The 24424-nt window shown below is 59.9% G+C and carries 20 protein-coding genes and 1 pseudogene; 13 read left to right on the plus strand and 8 right to left on the minus strand.

Annotated elements, in window-relative coordinates:
* Window positions 1–126 precede the first annotated feature (126 nt).
* The 3 genes from EIY72_RS01900 to EIY72_RS01910 are packed head-to-tail and all read left to right on the plus strand — an operon-like array spanning window position 127 to window position 3710.
* Window positions 127–1044, plus strand: coding sequence for a putative 2-dehydropantoate 2-reductase (locus tag EIY72_RS01900; protein ID WP_093226247.1), 918 nt, complete (start codon window positions 127–129; stop codon window positions 1042–1044).
* A gap of 45 nt (window positions 1045–1089) precedes the next feature.
* Window positions 1090–3126 carry a sensor histidine kinase gene (locus tag EIY72_RS01905; RefSeq protein ID WP_093230714.1) on the plus strand — a complete coding sequence of 679 codons (2037 nt, stop codon included), beginning with the start codon at window positions 1090–1092 and terminating at the stop codon, window positions 3124–3126.
* Window positions 3127–3128: 2 nt separating this feature from the next.
* Window positions 3129–3710, plus strand: coding sequence for a cob(I)yrinic acid a,c-diamide adenosyltransferase (locus EIY72_RS01910; protein ID WP_093226249.1), 582 nt, complete (start codon window positions 3129–3131; stop codon window positions 3708–3710).
* A 96-nt stretch (window positions 3711–3806) separates the two neighbouring features.
* On the opposite strand, the gene EIY72_RS01915 is transcribed toward EIY72_RS01910, so the two are convergent.
* The 4 genes from EIY72_RS01915 to secA all read right to left on the minus strand — a co-directional run bounded on the left by EIY72_RS01915 (window position 3807) and on the right by secA (window position 9589).
* Entirely contained in the window at window positions 3807–4751 is a 945-nt protein-coding gene (locus EIY72_RS01915) for a Nudix family hydrolase (protein WP_093226253.1), read from the minus strand.
* A gap of 4 nt (window positions 4752–4755) precedes the next feature.
* On the minus strand, window positions 4756–5379 hold the full coding sequence (locus EIY72_RS01920) for a glutathione S-transferase family protein (protein WP_093226256.1): 624 nt from the start codon (window positions 5377–5379) through the stop codon (window positions 4756–4758).
* 134 nt (window positions 5380–5513) lie between these two features.
* Window positions 5514–6731, minus strand: a complete 1218-nt coding sequence (argJ, locus tag EIY72_RS01925) for a bifunctional glutamate N-acetyltransferase/amino-acid acetyltransferase ArgJ (RefSeq protein WP_093226259.1) — start codon at window positions 6729–6731, stop codon at window positions 5514–5516.
* 122 nt (window positions 6732–6853) lie between these two features.
* On the minus strand, window positions 6854–9589 hold the full coding sequence (gene secA, locus EIY72_RS01930; RefSeq protein ID WP_093226262.1) for a preprotein translocase subunit SecA: 2736 nt from the start codon (window positions 9587–9589) through the stop codon (window positions 6854–6856).
* Window positions 9590–9897: 308 nt separating this feature from the next.
* Between secA and EIY72_RS01935 the strand changes: the two genes are divergently transcribed.
* A complete protein-coding gene (locus EIY72_RS01935) occupies window positions 9898–10353 on the plus strand; it encodes a DUF721 domain-containing protein (RefSeq protein ID WP_093226265.1) in 456 nt (151 codons plus the stop codon).
* Window positions 10354–10436: 83 nt separating this feature from the next.
* Here the strand turns inward: EIY72_RS01935 and EIY72_RS01940 are convergent, their stop codons facing one another.
* On the minus strand, window positions 10437–11918 hold the full coding sequence (locus EIY72_RS01940; protein WP_093230718.1) for a helicase HerA-like domain-containing protein: 1482 nt from the start codon (window positions 11916–11918) through the stop codon (window positions 10437–10439).
* 186 nt (window positions 11919–12104) lie between these two features.
* On the opposite strand from EIY72_RS01940, the pseudogene EIY72_RS30490 reads away from it, so the two are divergent.
* Window positions 12105–13136 (plus strand): annotated as a pseudogene (locus EIY72_RS30490) (HAMP domain-containing protein); the annotation flags it as partial.
* Window positions 13137–13229: 93 nt separating this feature from the next.
* Window positions 13230–13994, plus strand: coding sequence for a methyl-accepting chemotaxis protein (locus EIY72_RS30495; RefSeq protein WP_442587043.1), 765 nt, complete (start codon window positions 13230–13232; stop codon window positions 13992–13994).
* A gap of 103 nt (window positions 13995–14097) precedes the next feature.
* Here the strand turns inward: EIY72_RS30495 and EIY72_RS29820 are convergent, their stop codons facing one another.
* Entirely contained in the window at window positions 14098–14268 is a 171-nt protein-coding gene (locus EIY72_RS29820) for a hypothetical protein (RefSeq protein WP_165939578.1), read from the minus strand.
* A 100-nt stretch (window positions 14269–14368) separates the two neighbouring features.
* Window positions 14369–15217 (minus strand): formyltetrahydrofolate deformylase, encoded by an 849-nt coding sequence (gene purU / locus EIY72_RS01950; RefSeq protein ID WP_093226271.1) that lies wholly within the window; start codon window positions 15215–15217, stop codon window positions 14369–14371.
* A 337-nt stretch (window positions 15218–15554) separates the two neighbouring features.
* On the opposite strand from purU, the gene mvaT reads away from it, so the two are divergent.
* On the plus strand, window positions 15555–15932 hold the full coding sequence (mvaT, locus tag EIY72_RS01955) for a histone-like nucleoid-structuring protein MvaT (protein ID WP_007933316.1): 378 nt from the start codon (window positions 15555–15557) through the stop codon (window positions 15930–15932).
* Window positions 15933–16030: 98 nt separating this feature from the next.
* On the opposite strand, the gene sbcB is transcribed toward mvaT, so the two are convergent.
* Window positions 16031–17461 carry an exodeoxyribonuclease I gene (sbcB, locus tag EIY72_RS01960; protein ID WP_093226276.1) on the minus strand — a complete coding sequence of 477 codons (1431 nt, stop codon included), beginning with the start codon at window positions 17459–17461 and terminating at the stop codon, window positions 16031–16033.
* Between the two features lie 186 nt (window positions 17462–17647).
* On the opposite strand from sbcB, the gene EIY72_RS01965 reads away from it, so the two are divergent.
* The 6 genes from EIY72_RS01965 to EIY72_RS01990 are packed head-to-tail and all read left to right on the plus strand — an operon-like array spanning window position 17648 to window position 24364.
* Window positions 17648–18373, plus strand: coding sequence for an RDD family protein (locus EIY72_RS01965; protein WP_093226278.1), 726 nt, complete (start codon window positions 17648–17650; stop codon window positions 18371–18373).
* Window positions 18370–19347 carry a stage II sporulation protein M gene (locus tag EIY72_RS01970; protein ID WP_093230720.1) on the plus strand — a complete coding sequence of 326 codons (978 nt, stop codon included), beginning with the start codon at window positions 18370–18372 and terminating at the stop codon, window positions 19345–19347. The genes EIY72_RS01965 and EIY72_RS01970 overlap by 4 nt, the downstream gene beginning before the upstream one ends.
* Complete coding sequence (locus EIY72_RS01975) at window positions 19334–20878, plus strand: DUF4129 domain-containing protein (RefSeq protein ID WP_093226281.1); 1545 nt, start codon at window positions 19334–19336, stop codon at window positions 20876–20878. Before EIY72_RS01970 ends, EIY72_RS01975 begins: the two co-directional genes overlap by 14 nt.
* Entirely contained in the window at window positions 20875–22038 is a 1164-nt protein-coding gene (locus EIY72_RS01980) for a DUF4350 domain-containing protein (protein ID WP_093226284.1), read from the plus strand. Before EIY72_RS01975 ends, EIY72_RS01980 begins: the two co-directional genes overlap by 4 nt.
* A complete protein-coding gene (locus EIY72_RS01985) occupies window positions 22035–23036 on the plus strand; it encodes an AAA family ATPase (protein WP_093226287.1) in 1002 nt (333 codons plus the stop codon). The genes EIY72_RS01980 and EIY72_RS01985 overlap by 4 nt, the downstream gene beginning before the upstream one ends.
* Entirely contained in the window at window positions 23033–24364 is a 1332-nt protein-coding gene (locus tag EIY72_RS01990; RefSeq protein ID WP_093226290.1) for a DUF58 domain-containing protein, read from the plus strand. Before EIY72_RS01985 ends, EIY72_RS01990 begins: the two co-directional genes overlap by 4 nt.
* The last annotated feature ends 60 nt before the right edge of the window (window positions 24365–24424 follow it).

A 24424-nucleotide genomic window follows, 5' to 3' on the forward strand; every position in this document is an offset into this window, starting at 1 on the left:
ATAGGGCGTACTCGATCACGATGGAGCACGCCTGGCTTGCGGTTAAAATCCGCGCTGATTATAACGGGTCTTTCCCATCATTCACTGCGAGCCGCCGATGCACGCCTCAAACAGAGCAAAAAGCTGATGTCCACCACCTGGCACGTTCTCGGCGCCGGCAGTCTTGGCACGTTATGGGCCACCCGCCTGGCGCGGGCAGGCATGCCGGTCAAGCTGATCCTGCGCGATGCCGCGCGATTGCAGGCGTATGAGACGGCTGGTGCTTTGACACTGGTAGAACACGGCGCGGCGCATCAGTATGCCGTGCCTGCCGAAACACCCGACGCCCATCAGCCAATCAACCGTTTGTTGGTGGCCTGCAAAGCCTACGACGCACAAAAGGCTGTCGCACAACTGTTGCCACGTCTGGCACCGGGCGCCGAAATCATCCTGTTGCAAAACGGCCTCGGCAGCCAGGACGCCGTAGCCGCCCTGGCGCCACAGGCGCGCTGCATCTATGCCTCCAGCACCGAAGGCGCCTTTCGTGATGGCGACTGGCGCGTGGTGTTCGCCGGTCATGGCTTCACCTGGCTGGGGGATGCGGGCCACCCTGTAGCGCCCGTCTGGCTGGACGACCTGAGCGCTGCCGGCATTCCCCACGAATGGAGCACCAACATCCTCACCCGCTTGTGGCGCAAGCTCGCCCTCAACTGTGCGATCAACCCGTTGACGGTGTTGCACGATTGCCGCAATGGCGGCTTGCAGGCGCATCGTTGCGAAGTTGCCACCCTGTGCGGCGAACTGGCCGAGCTGCTCGAACGTTGCGGTCAACCGGCCGCGGCGGAAAACCTCACGCAAGAAGTGGAACGGGTGATCCAGGCCACCGCAGCCAACTACTCGTCGATGCACCAGGACGTCGCCAGTCAACGTCGCACCGAAATCAGCTATCTGCTGGGTTACGCCTGCAAAGTCGCCGCGCGCCATCAGGTCAACCTGCCGCACCTCAATCAACTGCAACAACGGCTCATCAGCCATCTGCACAGCCTTGGATTGCCCAGCGACTGAGCAGCGGCTACGCTGGCCACTTGTTCCTTTTCAGCGATGAACCTGATGCCATTGCGCCAGCGTCTTGAAAACCTGCCTGTCGGCCAGAAACTGCTGGCCGCCCTGCTGGTGCTGTTGATCACCATCCTGTTGGTCGCCAACCTGACCTTCATCAGTGCCGCGTACTACATCTCCCAGGAAAGCATGGCGCCCCAGGCCCTGCAGACCATTGGCCGACTGGTGTCCAACCCGAGCCTGGCGTCCGAGGCCCTCGATTCACCACAGAGCGCCGAACGTCTGCTCAAGGAGCTCAACAGTTACTCGCCGCTACGGGCGGCCGCCCTGTACGACGGCAAAGGCGATCAACTGGCGCAATTGCAGCATGGCGACCAGCTGGAATTGCCGAAACGCTACCGGCATATCGAAGAATGGCAGGCCACCGAGTTTCGCAGCAACCAACTGATCACCCTGCCCCGCCCCGGCTCGGCACCGGGTCATTTGTTGCTGGTGGCCACCAGCGAACTGCCTGTTGCCTTCTACACCGGCACGCTGACGGCCAGCCTCGGGATTCTGATCTTCAGTGTGTTGTTGTGGCTGGTGATTGCCCGCCAGATCAAACGCCTGATTACCCAGCCGATCCATCAACTCGAAGAGCTGTCCCGCCAGGTCACCCGCGAAGAGAACTATGCCCTGCGCGCCTCCCGGGGCAACCACGATGAAATCGGCAGCCTGGCCGAGGCCTTCAACACCATGCTGTCGCGCATCGAGGCGCGGGAGCAGCAACTGAAGCGTGCCCGCGACGACTCCCAGGCCGCCTACGATCAGGCCCAGGGCCTGGCCGAAGAAACCCGGCATACCAACCGTAAGCTGGAACTCGAAGTCCAGGTGCGCAGCAAGATCGAGAAAAAACTCACCGGCTTCCAGAACTACCTCAACAGCATCATCGACTCGATGCCCTCGGCGCTGATCGCCCTCGATGAACAGCTGTATGTCACGCAGTGGAACCAGGAAGCCAGCGCCCTCTCCGGCACGCCGCTGGACGAGGCCTTGAACCAGCCAATTTTTCTCGCCTTTGAACCGCTGAAGCCATTCCTGCCGCAGCTCAAGCAAACCGTCGAACAGCACACAGTGGCCAAGATCGAGCGGGTGACCTGGGTCAAGGATGACGAACCCAAGCACTATGCCCTGACTTTTTATCCGCTGATGGGCGGTGCCGGGCGGGGCGTGGTGATCCGCATCGACGACATCACCCAGCGCCTGTCCCTCGAGGAAATGATGGTGCAGTCGGAAAAAATGCTTTCGGTTGGCGGCCTGGCAGCAGGCATGGCCCACGAGATCAATAACCCGCTGGGCGCGATCCTGCACAACGTGCAAAACATCCGTCGACGCCTGTCAGCGGATCTGCCAAAAAACCTTGAAGTGGCTGAACAGGAAGGCATCCCGCTGGCCACTGTCAATCAGTACCTGCAAGTACGCGAAGTGCCGCAACTGCTCGACGGCATCCAGCAAGCCGGCGCCCGCGCAGCGAAAATCGTTACGCACATGCTCAGTTTCAGCCGCCGCAGTACCCGGCAGATGGCACCGTGCGACTTGCCTGCGCTCATCGATCAGGCTGTGGAAATCGCTGGAAACGACTTTGACCTGGCCATTGGCTTCGACTTCAAGGGCCAGGCCATCATTCGTCAATTCGATCCGGCATTGGGCCCGGTGCCAGGCACCGCCAACGAGCTGGAACAAGTACTGCTCAACCTGCTGAAAAACGCCGCGCAAGCCATTCACCAGCGCGACGACGACAGCGAGCCCGGACGCATCATCCTGCGCACGAAACTCAACCCGCCCTGGGCGGAGATCCAGGTTGAGGACAACGGCATCGGCATGAGCGAAAACGTGCGCAAACGCACCTTCGAGCCGTTTTTCACCACCAAGGAAATTGGCCAGGGCACCGGCCTGGGCCTGTCGGTGTCGTATTTCATCATCACCAACAACCACAAGGGTCAGATGGAAGTGCAATCGACCCTGGGCCAAGGCACCTGTTTCACCTTGCGCCTGCCCTTGGCGAGCACCCCGCTCGTCTCTCAAGAACTGAATCTGCTATCGAGGTAACCATGGGCTTTCGCTTGTCGAAGATATACACCCGCACCGGCGACAAAGGCGAAACCGGACTGGGCGATGGTCGTCGTGTGCCCAAGGATCACCCGAGGATCGAAGCCATTGGCGAAGTGGACACACTGAATAGCCAGGTGGGGGTATTGCTGGCCGGGTTGGCGGCGCAAGCCGATGCTTTTCCCGGATTGCAGGAGGTCATCGAAGTGTTGGCTCCCTGCCAGCATCGTTTGTTCGATCTGGGCGGTGAGCTGGCGATGCCGGTGTATCAAGCGTTGAATGCTGCGGAAATCGAACGACTGGAAGCCGCCATCGATGTGTGGAATGAAGAACTGGGGCCATTGGAGAATTTCATTCTGCCCGGTGGTTCTGCGCTGATCGCCCAGGCCCACGTCTGCCGTAGCCTGGCACGTAGCGCCGAGCGCCGTTGCCAGCAGTTGAATGCGCTTGAACCGCTGGCCGGGGTTGGCCTGGCGTATATCAATCGGTTGTCGGATTTGCTGTTTGTCGCGGCGCGGTTGATCGCCAAGCGCCAGGGGGTTGCCGAGATTCTCTGGCAGCCGGCGGCGAAGCCTGAGGTTTAGGCAGCGCCGGTAAGGCCTTCATCTCCGGAGCGGCGCCCGCAGCGAGCTTGCTCCGGGCGGCGTTCCGACGATGGCGTGAGAAGCTTCAACGCAGAATCAAGCCTCAGGCCAAAACGCCCGAATTCCCGCCACGCCCTGTGCACCCACGCCCCAAGCCTTCTCAACGTCCGCCGGGCCCACGCCGCCCAGCAAAAACACCGGCTTGCTGAATCCCTCGATCAGGCTCGATGCCTGTTCCCAGCCCAGCGGCTGAGCATCAGGATGGGTCAGCGTCGGCTGTACCGGCGACAAGGTGACGAAGTCCACCCCCATCTGTTCCGCAAGTGCCAGTTCCTCAGCGTTGTGGCAGGACGCCGCCAACCAGCGCGAAGCAGGCAATGGACGACCGGCGGCCGCGTACTTGCGCAGCTGAGCCGAGGTGATGTGCCAGCCCGCGGAGGGGAAGTCACCCAGCCACTCGAACGGCCCCTTGAGCATCAACTGCGCCTTGCCGGCACACAGGCCTACGGCGTCCACCGCCAGGTCGCGATACTTCGGGTCGTACCCGTTAGGCGCGCGCAACTGGATCAGCTTGATGCCGCCGGCAATGGCTTTCTGAATGCCGCGCAGCAGGACTGGGGTTTCCAGGTCTTCCGGGGTAATCAAATACTGCGCCGGCAACTTCGCCGCCGCCACGATCGGCTGATTGGCCGCCGGGAACTCGTAGCTCGCCAGGTCACGGGGCGCCACCCATTCCAATGGCTGCCCTTCGGCGCCGTGGGGTTCGCCGGTAAACGCCGAAACCTCCCAGACATCCAGCAACACCTGCTTGTCCGGGTAATCGTGACGAACCTTGATCAGGGGACGTGCTGCGCCCACAACAATGCCCAGCTCTTCATGAAGTTCGCGGGCCAGCGCAGTTTCCACCGACTCATCGGCTTCGACCTTGCCGCCTGGAAATTCCCACAGACCACCCTGGTGCTGAGTATCGGCACGCCGGGCGATCAGGATTTTGCCGCTGCCGTCACGGATAACGGCGGCGGCGACATGTACTCGTTTCACCTTACTACTCCTCCAGTCCAGCCTTCTGCCAGGCCTTGAACGCCGGCCATTGGTAGAGGGTTTCGACGTAAGCCTGGTCAACAGCCGACAGTTTCACCTGATAGGTGCGCAGACGCACGGCAATCGGGGCAAAAAACACATCGGCCAGGCTGATGTGACCGAACAGGTACGGCCCGGCCTCAGTGGCGACCGCCCGGCATTCCGCCCACAACGCCGACATGCGTTCGATGTCCGCTGTTACGTCAGCCGGTACCGGTGACAGCGGCGCATCGTGGCTCAGGTCAAACGGCATGTTGCCGCGCATGGCAAAGAAACCGCTGTGCATCTGCGCACACGCCGAGCGCGCCTGGGCACGGGCAGCCGTATCTGCGGGCCAGAGGCCTTTGTCAGGGAACTGTTCGGCCAGGTATTCGGCAATCGCCAGGGAATCGGCGATGGTGCCGTGTGCGGTTTTCAGCAGCGGGACCTTGCCGGTCGGTGAATGCTTGAGCAAGCGCTCACGGGTGTCCGGCTGGTTCAGTTTGATCAGTTCTTCGCTGTAGGCAGCGCCGGTCAGGTCAAGCGCCAGGGCGCCACGCAGGGACCAGGAAGAAAGCAGTTTGTCGCCGATGATCAGGTGCAGGCTCATATTCGGGACCTTTAAACAGGGGGGACAGACCAGTCTAGCCAGCAACTGACAGACCGCCATCGGGAGCGGGCTCTCCCCCCACAATCGTTCCGGGAATGTGGGGGCGAACCCGCTCGCGAACGGGCGATAGGGCCTTACGTACGGTACTCGGCGTTGATCTTCACGTATTCGTGCGACAGATCAGTGGTCCAGATGGTTTCGCTGCAATCGCCACGACCGAGTTCGATACGAATGGTGATTTCTTCCTGCTGCATCACCGCCGCACCCTGAGCCTCGGTGTAAGTCGCCGCGCGTGCGCCACGGCTGGCAATGCACACGCCCCCCAGGAATACGTCGATCTTGCTCACATCCAGGTCCGGCACGCCGGCACGACCAACAGCCGCCAGAATACGGCCCCAGTTCGGGTCGGAGGCAAACAGGGCGGTCTTGATCAGCGGCGAGTGGGCCACGGTGTAGCCGACATCCAGGCATTCCTGATGGTTGCCGCCGCCATTGACTTCAACGGTGACAAACTTGGTCGCGCCTTCACCGTCACGCACGATGGCCTGGGCCACGTCCATGCACACCTCAAACACCGCTTGCTTGAGCTTGGCGAACAATTCGCCTTCGGCACGGGTGATTTCCGGCAGGGAAGCCTGACCGGTGGCGATCAGCATGCAGCAGTCGTTGGTCGAGGTGTCGCCATCGATGGTGATACGGTTGAACGACTTGTTGGCGCCATCGAGCAACAGGTTTTGCAGGACATCGCGGGAGACCTTGGCGTCAGTGGCGATGTAGCCGAGCATGGTCGCCATGTTCGGGCGAATCATGCCGGCGCCTTTGCTGATGCCGGTCACGGTGATGGTCACGCCATCATGCTGGAACTGGCGGCTGGCACCCTTGGGCAGGGTGTCGGTGGTCATGATGCCAGTGGCGGCGGCTTCCCAGTTGTGGATCGACAGGTCGTCCAGGGCGGCCTGCAACGCGCCTTCGATCTTCTCGACCGGCAATGGCTCACCAATCACACCGGTGGAGTACGGCAGCACCAGGCTGGCGTCGACGCCGGTCAGCTCAGCCAGTTTCGCGCAGGTGCGCTCGGCGGCGGCCAGGCCCGGCTCGCCGGTACCGGCGTTGGCATTACCGGTGTTGGTCAGCAAGTAACGCACCGGACCTTGTACGCGTTGCTTGGCCAGGATCACCGGCGCTGCGCAAAAGGCGTTCAGGGTGAACACACCGGCAACCGTGGAGCCTTCAGCGCAGCGCATGACCACCACATCCTTGCGCCCCGGGCGCTTGATGCCCGCCGAGGCAATACCGAGTTCAAAACCGGCAACCGGGTGCAACGTTGGCAAAGGACCAAGACCAACAGCCATGAATGCGCTCCTTAACTAGAAGTTGTCTGCACCGTTACAAGGAAAACGGTGGTTTGAATGGTAAAACGCCGCGACGGCAGAAGCCGGTCGCGGCGCGGGTATTTCAGCGTTTGAAACGGGTTTTACTGGATCTGCCCGTGGCAATGCTTGAATTTCTTGCCCGAACCGCAGTAGCACAACTCGTTGCGGCCCAGCTTCTGCTCGTTGCGAACTGGCGCGGCGGCGAGGGCAACATCGACCTCTTCGCCCAACACTTCCGGCTGCTCAAGACCTGGGGCCTCTTCATGCAGGAACTGCATGCGTGCCGCCAGTGCTTCGGCTTCCTGACGCAGACGCGCTTCTTCTTCGGCCGGGTCTTCGCGGCGAACCTGAACGTGAGACAGCACACGAATCGAGTCGCGCTTGATCGAATCCAGCAGCTCGGAGAACAGCGTGAACGACTCGCGCTTGTATTCCTGCTTCGGGTTCTTCTGCGCATAACCACGCAGGTGGATACCGTGACGCAGGTGATCCATGGTCGACAGGTGGTCTTTCCACAGGTCGTCCAGAACGCGCAATACGATTTGCTTCTCGAAGGTGCGCAGCGCTTCGGCGCCCGCCTGGTCTTCTTTCTCGTTGTAGGCCGCCACCAGTTCCTGCATCAGTTTCTCACGCAGGGTTTCCTCGTACAGGTGATCGTCTTCGTCGAGCCACTGCTGGATCGGCAGCGCTACACCAAAATCGCTCTGCAACGCGGCTTCCAGACCGGCCACATCCCACTGCTCAGGCAGCGATTGTGGCGGAATGTGCGCGCTGACAGTGGCGTTGAGCACGTCCTGACGGAAGTCAGCGATGGTCTCACCGATGTTGTCGGCGGCCAGCAACGTGTTACGCATGTGATAGATCACTTTACGCTGTTCGTTGTTGACGTCGTCGAACTCGAGCAGTTGCTTACGAATGTCGAAGTTGCGGCCTTCAACCTTGCGCTGAGCCTTTTCGATGGCGTTGGTCACCATGCGGTGCTCGATCGCTTCGCCAGGCTGCATGCCCAGGGCTTTCATGAAGTTCTTCACCCGATCAGAGGCGAAGATGCGCATCAGGCTGTCTTCCAGCGACAGGTAGAAACGGCTGGAACCGGCGTCGCCCTGACGACCGGCACGACCACGCAACTGGTTGTCGATACGGCGCGATTCGTGACGCTCGGACGCGATCACCTGCAAACCGCCCGACTCGAGCACTTGCTGGTGACGCTTCTGCCAGTCGGCCTTGATCTGGGCAATCTGCTCAGGGGTCGGGTTTTCCAGCGAAGCCACTTCTACTTCCCAGTTACCGCCCAACAGGATGTCGGTACCACGACCGGCCATGTTGGTCGCGATGGTCAGTGCGCCTGGGCGACCGGCCTGGGCGATGATCTCGGCTTCCTTTTCGTGGAACTTGGCGTTCAGAACCTTGTGTTCGATGCCTTCCTTCACGAGCAGCGCGGACATGTGCTCGGAGGTTTCGATGGTCGCAGTACCCACCAGCACAGGACGGCCAGCCGCCATGCTTTCCTTGATGTCATTGACGATCGCCGCGTATTTCTCTTCGGCGGTCAGGAACACCAGGTCGTTGTAGTCCTTACGGGCCAACGGCTTGTTGGTCGGGATAACGATGACCGGCAGGTTGTAGATCTGATGGAATTCGAACGCTTCGGTATCGGCCGTACCGGTCATGCCGGACAGTTTTTCGTACAGACGGAAGTAGTTCTGGAACGTGGTCGATGCCAGGGTCTGGCTTTCGGCCTGGATGTTCAGGTTTTCCTTGGCTTCGATGGCCTGGTGCAGGCCTTCGGACAAACGGCGACCCGGCATGGTACGACCGGTGTGTTCATCGACCAGTACGACCTGACCTTCCTGCACGATGTATTCGACGTTGCGGTTGAACAGCTTGTGCGCGCGCAGACCGGCGTAGACGTGGGTCAGCAGGCTCAGGTTGTGCGCCGAGTACAGGCTTTCGCCTTCGGCCAGCAGACCGATGCTGGTCAACTGGTCTTCGATGAACTGGTGACCGGCTTCGTTGAGTTCGACCTGACGGGTCTTCTCATCGACGGTGAAATGGCCTTCCTGAGTGACGACCCCTTCGACTTCTTCGACGTGCAGCTTGAGTTTCGGGATCAGTTTGTTGATCTCGATGTACAGCTTGGAGCTGTCCTCGGCCTGACCGGAAATGATCAGCGGGGTACGGGCTTCGTCGATGAGGATGGAGTCGACTTCGTCGATTACGGCGAAGTTGAGTTCACGCTGGAATTTCTCTTCCACGCTGAACGCCATGTTGTCGCGCAGGTAGTCGAAACCGAATTCGTTGTTGGTGCCGTAGGTGATATCGGCGGCGTAGGCAGCCCGCTTCTCTTCCGGCGGCTGGAATGGCGTCACGATGCCCACGGTCAGGCCGAGGAATTCATACAGCGGGCGCATCCAGTTGGCGTCACGGCGGGCCAGGTAGTCGTTCACCGTCACAACGTGCACGCCCTTGCCGGACAGCGCGTTGAGGTAAACGCCCAGGGTACCCACCAGGGTCTTGCCTTCACCGGTACGCATTTCGGCGATCCGGCCTTCATGCAGGGTCATGCCGCCGATCAGCTGGACGTCGAAGTGACGCATACCCATGACGCGCTTGCCGGCTTCACGGGCAACCGCGAAGGCTTCCGGCAACAGCTTGTCGAGGGTCTCCCCCTTGGCAATGCGGTCCTTGAACTCTGCGGTCTTGGCGCGCAGCTGATCGTCCGAAAGGGCGACCATCTTCTCTTCGAAGGCATTGACGAATTGCACCGTCTTGAGCATGCGTTTGACTTCACGCTCGTTCTTGCTTCCAAAAAGTTTCTTTAACAAAGGCGCAAACATATCGGCAGGATCTTCCACACTAAAGGGATGGAGGGCGGCCCCGTGAGTCGCCCGTGCAGCCCTCATGGCCGCATGCGAACGAGCATTCTACCCGGAAACGATGGTGAGGAAAGTGGCGTTATTCCACGATGCTGGCTCAGCGCTTTGACGGGGCTCACTTTAAATAGGGGCGTTTTGCTCAACTTCAAGCCGTTCACGACAGAAGTTAGTTGTTGATTTAATGGGTAAAGCAGGGACAAAAGCAATGGGTCAGGCTCAACCAGTGCTTTCTGCTACCATGGCAGCTCTGTTACTTCAGGTGTCTGATCATGGCATTTCGCCCTCTTACGGCCAGAGCACCCGCCGTTCTGCTTCGCGAAGCCAAACCGCTCAAAGCCATACTTGGCCACGCGCAACGCCTGGGCCACTTGCAACGCCTGCTCGAAAGCCAGCTGCAACCCGCTGCCCGCGAACATTGCCATGTAGCCTCCTGGCGCGAAGGCAGTTTGTTGCTGATCGTCACGGATGGTCACTGGGCCACGCGTCTGCGTTATCAGCAAAAGCGCCTGCAAAGGCAGCTGCAAATGTTTGATGAGTTTGCCAGCCTGACGCGAATTCTTTTCAAGGTGCAACCACCCACCGTCCAGCAAGGCGCGGCCGGGCACACCATGGATTTGTCGGATGATGCCGCTGCGACCATTCAGGCGACCGCGGACGGCATCAGCGACCCGAACCTGCGGGCAGCGCTGGAACGCCTGGCGGCGCATGCCAAATCCAGAAGCTGATACAAAATCAATGTGGGTTTGAACCTGCTTGCGAAAGCAACATGGCCCAGGCTCACCCCCCACATTGTTCGAACTGACCCAAATTAGCGGCGCTTGCTGCCACCCAACAATGATCCCATCAAACCCCGTACCAACTGCCGTCCCAGTTGATTGGCGGCCTGACGCATCGCCGATTTCAGTGCCTGGCCGGCTGCCGTGCCGAGAAACTCGCCCGCCTGCTCGGTGAAGCTTGGCTCTTGCGGAGCCGGTTTATCTGGTGCCGCTTCCGGCGCCAGGCCCTTGCGTCCCATCAGTACCTCGTAGGCCGACTCGCGATCGATGGGTTTGTCGTAGCGCCCTTGCAACGGCGAGCCGGCGATCAGTGCCGCCCGTTCAGCCTCGCTCAATGGCCCGATCCGCGATTGCGGCGGCGCGACCAGCACGCGCTGGACCATTTCCGGCGTGCCCTTTTCCTGCAAGGTGCCCACCAGCGCCTCGCCAATGCCGAGTTCGGTCAGCACCGATAACGTATCGAATGCCGGATTCGGCCGAAAACCGTCCGCCACCGCCCGCAGGGATTTCTGCTCTTTGGCGGTGAACGCGCGCAACCCGTGCTGAATACGCAAGCCCAGCTGGGCCAGGACGTTGTCCGGCAAATCCCCCGGCGACTGGGTGACGAAATACACGCCCACCCCCTTGGAACGAATCAGCCGCACCACCTGCTCCAGACGATCGCGCAATGCTTGCGGCGTACCGTTGAACAGCAGATGCGCTTCGTCGAAAAACAGTGCCAGCAGCGGTTTGTCGGCGTCGCCACGTTCGGGCAGTTGTTCGAACAGTTCAGCCAGCAGCCACAACAGGAAGGTCGCGTAGACTTTCGGCGCGTCATGCACCAGCCGGCTGGCATCGAGCAGATGGATGCGCCCACGACCATCGGCATCAGGTTGAAGAATATCCTCGAGCTGCAGTGCCGGTTCACCGAACAAGGCTTCGGCGCCTTGCTGTTCAAGGACGGCCAGGCGCCGCAGCAGCGCCTGGCTGGAACCGGTGGTCATCAGCGCGGCGTCATCGCCGAGTAGCTGCGGGTTGTCGCGCAGGTGATTGAGCAGCGCCTTGAGATCCTTCAGATCCAGCAGCAACAGACCTTCGCGGTCCGCCACCTTGAAAGCGGCATAGAGCGCCGACTGCTGACTGTCGGTCAGTTCCAGCAGGCTGCCCAGCAGCAACGGCCCCATTTCACTCAAGGTTGTACGCAGTGGATGACCGGACTGACCCTGTACATCCCACAAGGTGACCGGATACGCCTGAGGCTTGTGATTGAGCCACGGCATCCCGGCAATGCGCTCGGCAACCTTGCCCTGGGGATTACCCGCAGCGCCCAAACCGCATAAATCGCCCTTGATATCCGCGGCGAACACCGCCACACCGGCATCGCTGAAGGCCTCGGCCAGGCGTTGCAAGGTCACGGTCTTACCGGTGCCGGTTGCCCCGGCGATCAAGCCGTGACGGTTGGCCAGGCGCATGGCCTGAGCGATGGGCTGACCGGCGAGATCGGCACCGATAACGAGTTGCGATGAGTCAGGCATTTGATCACCCATGGTTAATCTTTAATCAGGATCGGCCGATAGACATGACGACAGACCAGTCTGATAACTCGGTCGGACATTTCCCTAAGGACAGCCGGAAATTTCACCTTTTACCCATGCTCTGCCGTGCACACACCCGTAAAAAACACGCTTCGAGCATATAAGACCTTAGCGGAACCCCAAGCCATGAACAAAAATCTGCGCTTCAGCCATAAAATCCTGCTTGCCGCCGCCCTTATCGTTATTGCCGCCTTTGCCTCGTTTACGCTGTACAACGATTATTTGCAGCGTAATGCCATTCGTGAAGACCTGGACAATTACCTGCAGGAAATGGGCAGAGTCACTGCCAACAATATCCAGACCTGGTTGAACGGCCGTAGTCTCCTTATCGAGAACCTGTCACAAACCGTCGCCCTCAATCCTGACACTGATAATGTGTCGAAACTGCTAACGCAAAAAGCCATCACCTCGACCTTCATGGGCGCCTACCTGGGCAGCAAGGACGGCTCTTTCATCATTCGCCCCGATAGCAAGATGCCCGACGGCTATGACCCTCGTGCACGCCCTTGGTACAAGAGCGCCCAGGGCACCAGCAGTTCAGCGCTGACCGAACCCTATATGGACCTGGCCTCCGGGCAACTGGTGATCTCCATCGTCAACAGCGTGGTCAAGGACGGGCAAAACATCGGCGTCGTTGGTGGCGACCTGAGCCTGCAAGTGATCGCCGACAGCCTCAATGCCCTGGATTTCGACGGCATGGGCTACGCCTTCCTGGTCAGCGCCGATGGCAAGATCCTCGTCCATCCCGACAAAGCGCTGGCAATGAAAACGCTCAAGGATGTCTACCCGCAGGATACGCCGGCGATCAGCAGCCAGATGAGTGAAATCCAGGTCGACGGCAAAACCCGCATCGTGACCTTCACCCCGATCAAGGGCCTGTCGTCGGTCAACTGGTACATCGGCCTGTCGGTCGACAAGGACAAGGCCTTCTCGATGCTCAGCCAGTTCCGCACTTCGGCTGTCATCGCAACCATCATTGCCGTGGCCATCATCATCGCCCTGCTCGGCATGCTGATCCGCATCCTGATCCAGCCGTTGCACGTCATGACCCGGGCCATGGCCGACATCGCCGATGGCGAAGGCGACCTGACCAAACGCCTGACGATCGTCAATAACGATGAATTCGGCAGCCTCGCCACCGCGTTCAACCGCTTTGTGGAGCGCATCCACGGCTCGATCCGCGAAGTTTCTTCGGCCACCGGGCAGGTCAATGAAGTGGCATTACGAGTCGTGGCCGCGTCCAACTCGTCGATGTTCAATTCCGATCAGCAAGCCTCGCGCACCAGCAGCGTGGCAGCGGCGATCAACCAGCTCGGTGCCGCCGCCCAGGAAATCGCGCGCAACGCCGCGCAAGCGTCGAGTCAGGCCAGCGATGCCCGCAGCCTGGCGGAGGATGGCCAGCAGGTGGTCGATCGCAGCATCACCGCGATGAATCAACTGTCGAACATGCTCAGCGCCTCGAGCACCAACATCGAATCGCTGAACAGCAAGACCGTGAACATCGGGCAGATTCTCGAGGTGATCACCAGCATTTCCCAACAGACCAACCTACTGGCACTCAACGCTGCGATCGAAGCTGCACGGGCGGGTGAAGCCGGACGTGGTTTTGCCGTAGTAGCTGACGAAGTGCGTAACCTGGCGCACCGTACCCAGGAGTCGGCGCAACAAGTGCAGACCATGATCGAAGAGTTGCAGATCGGCGCCCGGGAATCGGTCAGCACCATGAGCGACAGCCAACGTCACAGCCAGGACAGCGTGGAAATCGCCAACCTGGCGGGCGAGCGCCTGAACAGCGTGACCCTGCGCATCGGTGAAATCGATGGCATGAACCAGTCGGTAGCGACGGCGACCGAAGAACAGACCGCGGTGGTCGAGTCGATCAATGTCGACATTACCGAGATCAACACGTTGAACCAGGAAGGCGTGGAAAACCTGCAATCGACACTGCGTGCGTGCTCGGATCTTGAGCAGCAGGCGGCGCGGTTAAAACAGTTGGTGGGCAGCTTCCGCATCTAACGACCCGCAACCCTCCCCACAGTCTTTCCCCACCGGAGAGAGGCTGTGGGGAACCTCCTCACACCTCGCCTCTACCTCTCGCCTTCAATCGAACCGCTATCCCTCACTCCGCGTTTTCGTCTGAGTCCTGCTGCAACTCTTTCCACAACTGCGCGGCGTCGGGAAACTCGGTACCGACTTCCGGCCCCATATCCTCCGGGTCGTAACGGCTCAAGCAGCCCTCGCCGAGGGTGGCGGGTGCCCTGGAAGTGGCTTTGTCCAACGGATCGGCCATGGTCATGTCCCCTGTTCGGAAATGGAGCCGCAGAAACGGCGAAGGGCCTGAAGCGATTGAACGCCCAGGCCCTTCGAATTTCAACCGTTGCGCGTCGGGATCAGAACACCACGGTTTTGTTGCCGTGCACCAGAACGCGGTCTTCAAGGTGATAACGCAGGCCACGGGCCAGCACCATCTTCTCGACGTCACGGCCGAAACGCACCATGTCTTCGATGCTGTCGCTGTGGCTGACGCGCACGACGTCCTGTTCGATGATCGGACCGGCGTCCAGCTCTTCGGTCACATAGTGGCAAGTCGCGCCAATCAGTTTCACGCCGCGCAGGGAAGCCTGGTGATACGGCTTGGCACCGACGAAGGACGGCAGGAAGCTGTGGTGAATATTGATGACCTTGTGGGCATATTCACTGCACAACTCGGGCGGCAGGATTTGCATGTAGCGGGCCAGGACCACCACTTCGGCATCGTGATGCTTGACCAGGCGCGACACTTCGGCGAACGCCGGCTGCTTGTCCTGTGGATTGACCGGAACGTGGTAGTACGGAATGCCGTGCCATTCGACCATGCTGCGCAGGTCGTCATGGTTGGAAATCACACAGGAGATTTCGCAGTCGAGTTCATCGCTGTGCCAGCGGTGCAGCAGGTCGGCGAGACAGTGCGACTCGCGACTGGCCATCAGTACGACGCGCTTTTTCTGGGCGGTATCGGTGATACGCCAGTCCATCGAGAACTCTTCGGCGATCGGCGCAAAGGCTTCGCGCAGGGCTTCGATACCAAAGGGCAGCGAATCGGCACGAATTTCGTGACGCATGAAGAACCAGCCACTGAGATTGTCCGAGTGATGGCTCGCTTCAGTGATCCAACCGTTGTGTGATGCCAGAAAGTTACTGACTTTGGCAACGATGCCAACACGGTCCGGGCAGGAAATCACCAGGCGAAAGGTGCGCATGAGGGGGGAACTCCAGAAACTCGCAAAGGCCGCCATTCTAGCGATTGCGCAGCAAAACTGCAGTATTGATGACGTTTTGTCCCGTCGGAAGGTCGCCATGCCCGGGAAAAGGGCGCCTCGCCCACGCCCGTGAAGTGTTCTTGCAGGACATCTTCAATTGTTTATTTGTAAATAACCGTTTGCACGAGATGACACTAATAACAGCACAACCAAAAGCGCCAAATTTGCTGCACAATAATTAAAATAATCAGCGCTTAAATGTTTACTTGATGAAACACCCTGACTATTATTGCCGCACTGTCACCTGCCATCCAGCGCACAACATAAGGTAGTCATCATGTCCCTGATCAACGAATATCGCGCCACCGAAGAAGCAATCAAAGAGCTGCAAGCCCGTTTGAAGAACCTGTCCCAAGACGACAAACTGCAAACCGAGCTGGAATTCGAAGGCAAACTGCGCACCCTGATGGGCGAGTACTCCAAATCCCTGCGTGACATCATTGCGCTGCTGGATCCGGAATCCAAAACCAAGGCGCCACGTGGCGGCGCGGTAAAAACTACCGGCACCAAGCGTGCACGCAAAGTTAAACAATACAAAAACCCGCACAACGGCGAAGTCATCGAAACCAAAGGTGGCAACCATAAAACTCTGAAAGAGTGGAAAGCCAAGTGGGGCGGTGACGTGGTTGAAGGCTGGGCTACCCTGCTGGGCTAAGCCACAGCGCTTGTCGCAGACGGATCCGTGACAAAAAGAACGCCAGCGAATGCTGGCGTTTTTTTATGGGTGAAAATTAACCTCGAGCATGTTCGAATTCAAAGATCCAAACGCGTGCGTAAACCCACGATATGATTTTGCCACTCATCCAGCACCTGCAGCTGAGTCGGCGTTGCGCTAATACGCAACTGGGTCGCGGCCTCTAGAAAACTTTCGAGGGTATTGGGTGCTCCCCATTCAGGGCTCGACAAGCGATTCTGACAAAACACCCGCCAGCGTTCCTGCTCTTCAAAACTCAAGGTATCGGCAAAGTTGCGCGCGCGATATCGAAACAATAATTCAGGTAAACGTTCATCATCGAACGGCCAGGTTTGCTGCGCTAATTGCAGCGGGTCCACAGTCCGTACTTGCTCGCACAAACGGCGATCCCGATCACCAATAAATCCATCGTATAACTGTTGCTCCGGGTCTTCACTCTGGGCGAATTCTTCACGGGAATAGATGGCGGAAATTTTATCCTGCCAGATCTTCTGCGTGTCACTTAATCGCAACGCACGCTGCTGATACAGCGACATATCCAGCCCGAGACGTTGCTGATCTTCTGCGCGAAGTACCGCCAAGGGTGCCATGACCGGGCACTTGTTGATGTGGATAAGTTTCAGGGGAACTGGCAACTCTCCTTCGGCCAGATCTTCGCGACGGGTATACAAGCGCTGGCGCAGGGTGTCGGCATCCAGGTCGAGCAGGCCCTGTGGATCAAGCCGAAGATCGCAGACGATCAGCGCATTCTTGTTGCGCGGATGCCAGGCCAGCGGCAGTACCACGCCCACGTAGCTGCGTGCCGCCGAAAAGCGCCCGGACACATGCACCATCGGTTGCAGCAGGCGAATCTGATCGAGGACCTTCTGCTTGCTGCGCAACTGGAACAGCCATTCATAGAGTTTGGGTTGTTTCTCCCGAAGCAGACGCGCCAGGGCGATGGTTGCACGCACGTCCGACAACGCTTCGTGCGCGCTGCCATGGTCAAGGCCGTTGGCAGCGGTCAGACGTTCGAGCTTGAGCGTTACCCGGCCCTCTTCATCCGTTGGCCAAACGATGCCATCGGGACGCAAGGCATAGGCGGCGCGCACCACATCGATCAGGTCCCAGCGACTATTACCGCCCTGCCACTCCCGTGCATAGGGGTCGAAAAAATTTCGATAGAGACTGTAGCGGGTCATCTCATCGTCGAAACGCAGGGTGTTGTACCCCGCGCCGCAGGTACCCGGCGCGGCGAGTTGGGCATGCACGCGGGTCATGAAATCGGCTTCGCTCAGTCCGCGTGCTTGCAGTTGCGCCGGTGTGATACCGGTAATCGCACAGGCGGCTGGGTGCGGCAGGATGTCATCGCTGGGCTGACAGAAAAGATTGACCGGCTCGTCTATTTCGTTGAGATCGAAGTCCGTGCGCAGCCCGGCCATTTGCAACGGGCGGTCACAACGAGGGTTGATGCCGGTGGTTTCGTAGTCGTACCAGAAGATAGAGGTCACGGGCGATTCCTGAACTGAAGATCGGCGAAGTCTAGGCGTTCACATCCTGCTCCGGCCAGTCAGATCGTCATTCAAGCACTTCGCATGATTCAAGGGGCGATACACAGTTATGTGTTTTCCCCACGCGCAGGCTGCTAGCATCGAAAGAACACTCATCCCGATCCAGGCCACATTTTCAGGTTGCCCATGCTCGAGACCACAGCACTGCCAGGGAATGCAACGCTGTCACCGCCAGTGGACACGCGGTATCACGTCGAAACGCCGGAAGGCGTCGACCTGCCACTGCGCCCGGCCGGCCTGGTGGTTCGCGCGATGGCGTTTGCCATCGATCTGGGCTTGCGGGGTTTGATCCTCGGTGTGCTGTTCATTGCCCTGGCGATGTTGGGCAAACTCGGCGCCGGGCTGGGCTCGATCCTGACGTTCGTGGTGAGCTGGTGGTACATGGTGCTGTTCGAAGTGTTCAACCAGGGGCGCTCGCCGGGCAAGCAATGGATGGGCCTGCAGGTGATCCAGGACGACGGCACGCCGATTGGCGGCTCCGCTTCGTTATTGCGCAACCTGCTGCGCGTGGTTGACCTGCTGCCGTTCGGCTATTTCCTCGGCGCCATCACTTGTCTGCAACACCCCCACTTCAAACGCCTCGGTGATATTGCTGCCGGAACGCTGGTGATCTACCGCGAACAACCGTTGACCCGCCCCGTCATCCCTGAAGCTACGCCTTGTCGCCCGAGCTTTGCCCTGACACTCAGCGAACAGCGGGCCATTCTCGCTTTCGCTGAGCGTCAGAGCGCACTCTCCCAGGCACGAACCAATGAACTGGCCGCCATCCTTGCCGAACCTTTGCAGGTGCCCAAACCGCAGGCAGTGGCCGAGCTCAACGGCATCGCTCGCGGCCTGCTGGGGCCGACATGAAACAGAGCCTTTTTGAACAGCGGCACAAAGACCAGTGGGAGCAGTTTGCCCACACGCTGGAGCACCTGGAGAACGACAGGAAGGCCCGTGATCCTGGCCATTTCCCCAACGACTACCGACGCCTTTGCCAGCACCTGGCGCTGGCCCGGGAGCGCGGTTACAGCAGTTTTTTGATCGACTCATTGCAGCAACAGGTGCTGCGTGGGCACCAACAACTGTATCGCCATCGCAGTCGGTTGGGCGCCAACGTGCTGGCGTTCATTCTCGCCGGTTTTCCGCGGCTGGTGCGTGACCAATGGCGCTTCGTTCTCGCGGCCTGCCTGCTCTTCTTCGGCAGCCTGATCGGTTTCGGGCTGCTGGTTTATCTGTTTCCGGACTTGATCTACAACCTCATTCCCGCCCCACAGGTCAGCGACCTGCAAAGCATGTACGACCCGGTTGCCGGTCACCTCGGACGCACAGTCGAACGGGCCGCCAGCGAGGACTGGGTGATGTTCGGCTACTACATCATGCACAACATCGGCATTGCCTTTCAGACTTTCGCCAGTGGTTTGCTGTGGGGACTGGGCAGTGTGTTCTTCCTGATTTTCAATGGCCTGATGATCGGTGCGGCGGCAGGGCACCTGACGTACGTGGGTTATGGGCAAACCTTCTGGTCCTTCGTGATCGGCCACGGTGCTTTCGAGCTCAGCGCCATCGCCCTGGCCGGTGCCGCGGGCCTGCAACTGGGCTGGTCGTTGATCGCGCCCGGGCGCCTGCCGCGTGGCGAGGCGCTGAAACAGGCGGCACGCAAGAGCGTGCTGATGATCTGCGGCGTCATGCTGTTCCTGCTGATTGCAGCCTTTATCGAGGCCTACTGGTCATCAATGACCGGGCTGACCGCGAGGACCAAGTACCTGGTCGGCACGGCGCTCTGGCTGCTGGTAGTGGTTTATCTGATTTTTGCCGGACGCCAGCGCCATGCGCCTGAGTGACGCCACGGTGGTGATTCGGCCGCGCACCACCTGGGAAGCCATGGACCTTGGCGTTCTCCTGAGCCAGCAGCATCGACGGCTTTTAATGACAAGCTGGGCGCTGGTCACCTTTCCGGTTTTCGCCCTGCTCACCTGGGTGTTTTGGGATTCTCCCACCCTCGCGGTATTCATTTTCTGGTGCCTCAAACCCGCGTACGAACGCCTGCCTCTCCATATCCTGTCCAAAGCCCTGTTCGGTGAAACACCTACCCTCAAGCAGGCATTGCTTCAATTGCCCCGGTTGCTCAAGCCACAACTGCTGGCCAGCCTGACCTGGCGTCGCCTGAGCCTGCCCCGCAGTTTTTTGCTGCCCGTGGTACAGCTTGAAGGCCTGAGCGGCCACCCGCGCCAGCAACGTCTACAGGTTCTGTTGCAGCGAGACGCCGCGCCGGCACGCTGGCTGACGATCATTGGCGCTCACCTGGAGGGCGCGTTATGGATCGGCCTGATGGTGCTGTTCTATTTGCTTCTGCCACACCAGATAGAAACCGACTGGAGCTGGCAGTCACTGATCAGTGCTGCCGATCAGGACTGGCGTTGGCTGGAGCACCTGACCAATGTTTTCTACGTATTGATCCTGGTGGTGTGGGAGCCGATCTATGTCGCCTGTGGCTTCTGCCTTTACCTGAACCGACGCACCACGCTGGAGGCCTGGGATATCGAACTGGTGTTTCGCCGCCTGTGCCATCGTCTCGCCAGCGCCGGCGGCGTGCTGATACTGGTCCTGATGCTATGGATGCCCGCACCGAACGGGGTATGGGCCGCCGAACCGGATATTTCTCCCGACAGCCCGCGCCTGCTCGACCAGCCCCTGACCAGCCAGGCAGCCCGGGACGGCATCAAGGCCATCCTCGATCAGGCACCGTTCAAGAACAGGGAGACGGTGACGCGCTACAGCTTTGGCGAGGACAAACCGGACAGCAGGAGCGACGGCGACGGTAAAACGCCTGAATGGCTCAAGGCTTTGCTCAAGCTGTTTCTCAATCAACGCTTTGGCGCACTCACGACCGTGATTGAAATTCTATTGTGGGGCGCTGTCCTGGGCGGTGCGGTGTTGTTGATCTGGCGTTATCGCGACTGGATGAGGGCGTTCGTCAGTCGAATACCCAAGTTGAAATCCAGCGCAGTGCGCACCCGGCCACAACAGGCTTTCGGCCTTGATCTAAAACCCGAGTCCTTGCCCGACGATATTGCCGCCAGCGCCGAACGCCTGTGGCAGTCCAATCCTCGTGCTGCCCTCGGGTTGCTCTATCGCGCACTGCTCAGCCGTCTGGTGCATGACTTCAACCTGGCACTGAACGTGGCCGACACTGAAGGCCAGGTGCTCAAGCGAGTCGAGCAATTACAACAACCGGCCTTGCTGACGTTCAGCAAAAACCTGACAGGGCACTGGCAGAGCATGGCCTATGGTCACCGCCTGCCGCCACCGCATGCGCAACAGGAGTTATGTAACGCCTGGCGCAACCTGTTTGAACCGGGAGCGACTCCGTGAGCCGGCGTTGGGGGCTGATGCTGGGCGTGCTCGGCGCTGCGCTGCTGTGCGCCTTGGGCGTTTACCTGTACCTCAAGGCCACGCCCTATCAAATCGAGATCGACCACGGCCCTTCGCCACAAGCACGCAACAACCCTTATCTGGCGGCCGAACTGTTCCTGCGCAAGCAGGGCCTGACCGTCAACCACGCCAATGGCCTTGATATCCTGCCCAGCCTCGACCCGCGGCAACACAGCCTGTTGCTGCTCGGCGACCGCTATAACATGACCCCGCGGCAGATTGATCAGGTCATGAACTGGACCCGCGCCGGTGGCCGGTTGTTGTTCGTCGCCGAATCGCTTTGGGACGAGAAACTGCGACAGAGCAATGACCTGTTGCTCGACCGCGTCCAACTGCACCAGTTGCTCAGCAAAAACCTCAAGGACCTGCCGCCCGACGTCAATGACGATCCCTACCCCAACCTGACCAAGCTGTATCTGGAGGACGAGAACGCACCGGCCTATGCCGGATTCGATACGGCGTTCCACCTTGAAGACCCGAAAAATCTCGCCCAGTCCTGGGCCAACAGCGCCAAGGCCACCCACATGATGCAACTGAACCACGGCCTCGGTTCCATCATCGTCGTCACCGACGCCGACCTGTGGAAAACCCCGCACATCGAGCAATACGACAATGCCTGGTTGCTCTGGTACCTGACCGCCGACACCGCTGTGACGCTGATTTTCAACACCGACCGCGACAGCCTGCCAACCCTGCTGCTGCGCTATTTTCCTCAAGCACTGGTGGCTCTTGTCGCGCTGATCATCCTCGGCTTCTGGCATTTTGGTGTGCGTCAGGGGCCGCTGATCGAAGCGCCACCGAAGGCTCGCCGACAACTTCTGGAACACCTGCGTGCCAGCGCCGACTTCCTGCTGCGGCGCAACGGCCAGGCGCACCTGCTGCATGCCTTGCAACAGGACATCCTGCGCCGGGTTCGGCATCGCCATCCAGGGTTCGAACAACTGCCGGTTGCCGAACAATGGCTGGTGCTTGCGCGCCTGACCGGTCAATCCACTCGCACTATCAGCCAGGCCATGATCCCACGAGCGAAACCACGACTGGCCAGCGTCGAATTCAGCCGCCAGGTTGCCCACCTGCAATCCTTGAGGAATGCCCTATGAGTGAAGCCATCGAGCCCGATGCAACGAGCCATGCCGCTCAACAACGCCATCGCGCCAGCCAACTGGCCCAGGGCGTGCGCCGTGAACTGCAAAAAGCGCTGATCGGTCAGGACAGGGTGATCGACGACGTCCTGACCGCGCTGATTGCTGGCGGGCATGTACTGCTCGAAGGCGTACCCGGATTGGGCAAGACCCTTTTGGTGCGGGCCCTCGCCCGTTGTTTTGGCGGCGAATTCGCACGTATCCAGTTCACCCCTGACCTGATGCCCAGCGATGTCACCGGCCACGCGGTGTACGACCGCCAGGCCGAACAGTTCAAGCTGCGCAAAGGCCCCTTGTTCACCAACTTGTTGCTGGCGGACGAAATCAACCGGGCGCCGGCCAAAACCCAGGCGGCACTGCTTGAAGCCATGCAGGAACGTCAGGTCACCCTCGAAGGCCGGGCCCTGCCGATTGCGCAACCGTTCATAGTGCTCGCCACGCAGAACCCGATCGAACAGGAAGGCACTTATCCACTGCCCGAGGCTGAGCTTGACCGCTTCATGCTCAAGGTGCGCATGGACTACCCCGATGCCGAACAGGAGTTGAACATGGTCCGCCAGGTCAGCCGCTCGACCCGCGCCGACATGCTCGATGTACAGCCCATGCGCACCTTGCTGCAGGCCAAGGATGTACTGGCCCTGCAACGCATTGCCGGCGAGCTGCCGCTGGACGATCAGGTGCTCGATTACGCCGTGCGAGTCGCCCGTATGACCCGCACCTGGCCGGGTTTGATCTTCGGCGCAGGGCCACGGGCCTCTATCGCGCTGGTGCGCTGCGCACGGGCCCGGGCGTTGCTGCGAGGCGGCGAGTTCGTGATTCCGGATGACATCAAGGGTTGTGCACTGGCCGTGTTGCGTCATCGCGTACGCATCGCGGCGGAGCTGGATATCGATGGTCTGGATATCGATCAGGTGCTTCAGCAAATGCTCGATCAGATCCCGGCACCGCGTCTGTGAAACCTTCGCGTTTGATGCTGATATGGCTGCTGGTCCTGCTGGCCTGCGGCATCGCACTGGGCGCCGCCCGGGCCCTGGAGTACGAGGTCTCGCCATCTCTCAGCGCGATCAGTTGGGGCTTGTTGCTGGCGCTGTTGATCCTGGCCTTGCTCGATGCCGTGCGCCTCAAGCGCCTGCCAACTCCCCGAGTGAAACGCCAGATGCCCGGCAGCCTGGCACTGGGTCGATGGAGCGAGGTGCAACTGAGCGTTGAACATGATTTCAGCCAACCGCTGGCTGCCCAACTGTTCGACCACGTGCCCCCGGGCTTGAGCATCGAGCACCTGCCGCTTTCGGTAGAACTGCAACCGGGTCAACTCAGCCACGTCAGTTATCGGTTACGCCCGCTCAAGCGAGGCCATTTCACCTTCGTTCATTGCGAAGTCAGCCTGCCAAGCCCCTTCGGCCTATGGTCTGACCGACGCTTGCTCGCTGTGCCCGACAGCACCCGGGTCTACCCCGACTTCGCCCGGGTCTATGGCGGACAGTTGCAGGCTGTGGACAACTGGCTCAGCCAGATCGGCGTGCGCCAGAAACAGCGACGCGGCCTGGGCCTGGAATTCCATCAATTGCGCGAGTTTCGCGAGGGCGACAGCCTGCGTCAGATCGACTGGAAAGCCACCGCACGCCAGAGCACGCCCATCGCCCGTGAGTACCAGGACGAACGCGACCAACAAATTGTCTTCATGCTCGACTGTGGCCGACACATGCGCAGCCAGGACGATGAACTGGCCCATTTCGACCACGCCCTCAATGCCTGCCTGCTGCTCAGTTATGTGGCCTTGCGCCAGGGTGATGCGGTGGGCTTGAGCACCTTGGCCAGCGAGCGAGCACTCTATCTCGCCCCCGTCAAAGGCGCAGCTCATCTGAATGCTTTGCTCAACAGCGTGTACAACCTCGACAGCACCTCACGCCCGCCCGACTATGAGACTGCCGTCACCCATTTGCTTGCTCGTCAGAAGCGAAGGTCGTTGGTGATCCTGGTGACTAACCTGCGGGACGAAGACGATGAAGCGCTTCTCGCTGCGGTCAAGCGCCTGAACAACAGTCATCGGGTGCTGATCGCAAGCTTGCGCGAAGAAATTCTTTACAGCCTGAGACACAAACCAGTACAGACCTTGTCCGACGCACTGGTTTATTGCAGCGCAGTGGACTATTTGAATGCACGGGGTGCGGTCCACGAACGGTTGAGCACGAATGGTGTGCAGGTCCTGGATGCACGACCAGGGGAACTGGGAAGCCAACTGGTTTCGCATTACTTGAGTTTAAAGCGTAGCGGGAGTGCTTGACCTGACTTAACAGGAGGCCGTTTTCTGAACGGACGCCATCACATGTTATCGATGACGTCG

This window comes from Pseudomonas vancouverensis, assembly GCF_004348895.1.
In the GTDB taxonomy this organism is placed as follows: Bacteria; Pseudomonadota; Gammaproteobacteria; order Pseudomonadales; family Pseudomonadaceae; genus Aquipseudomonas; species Aquipseudomonas vancouverensis.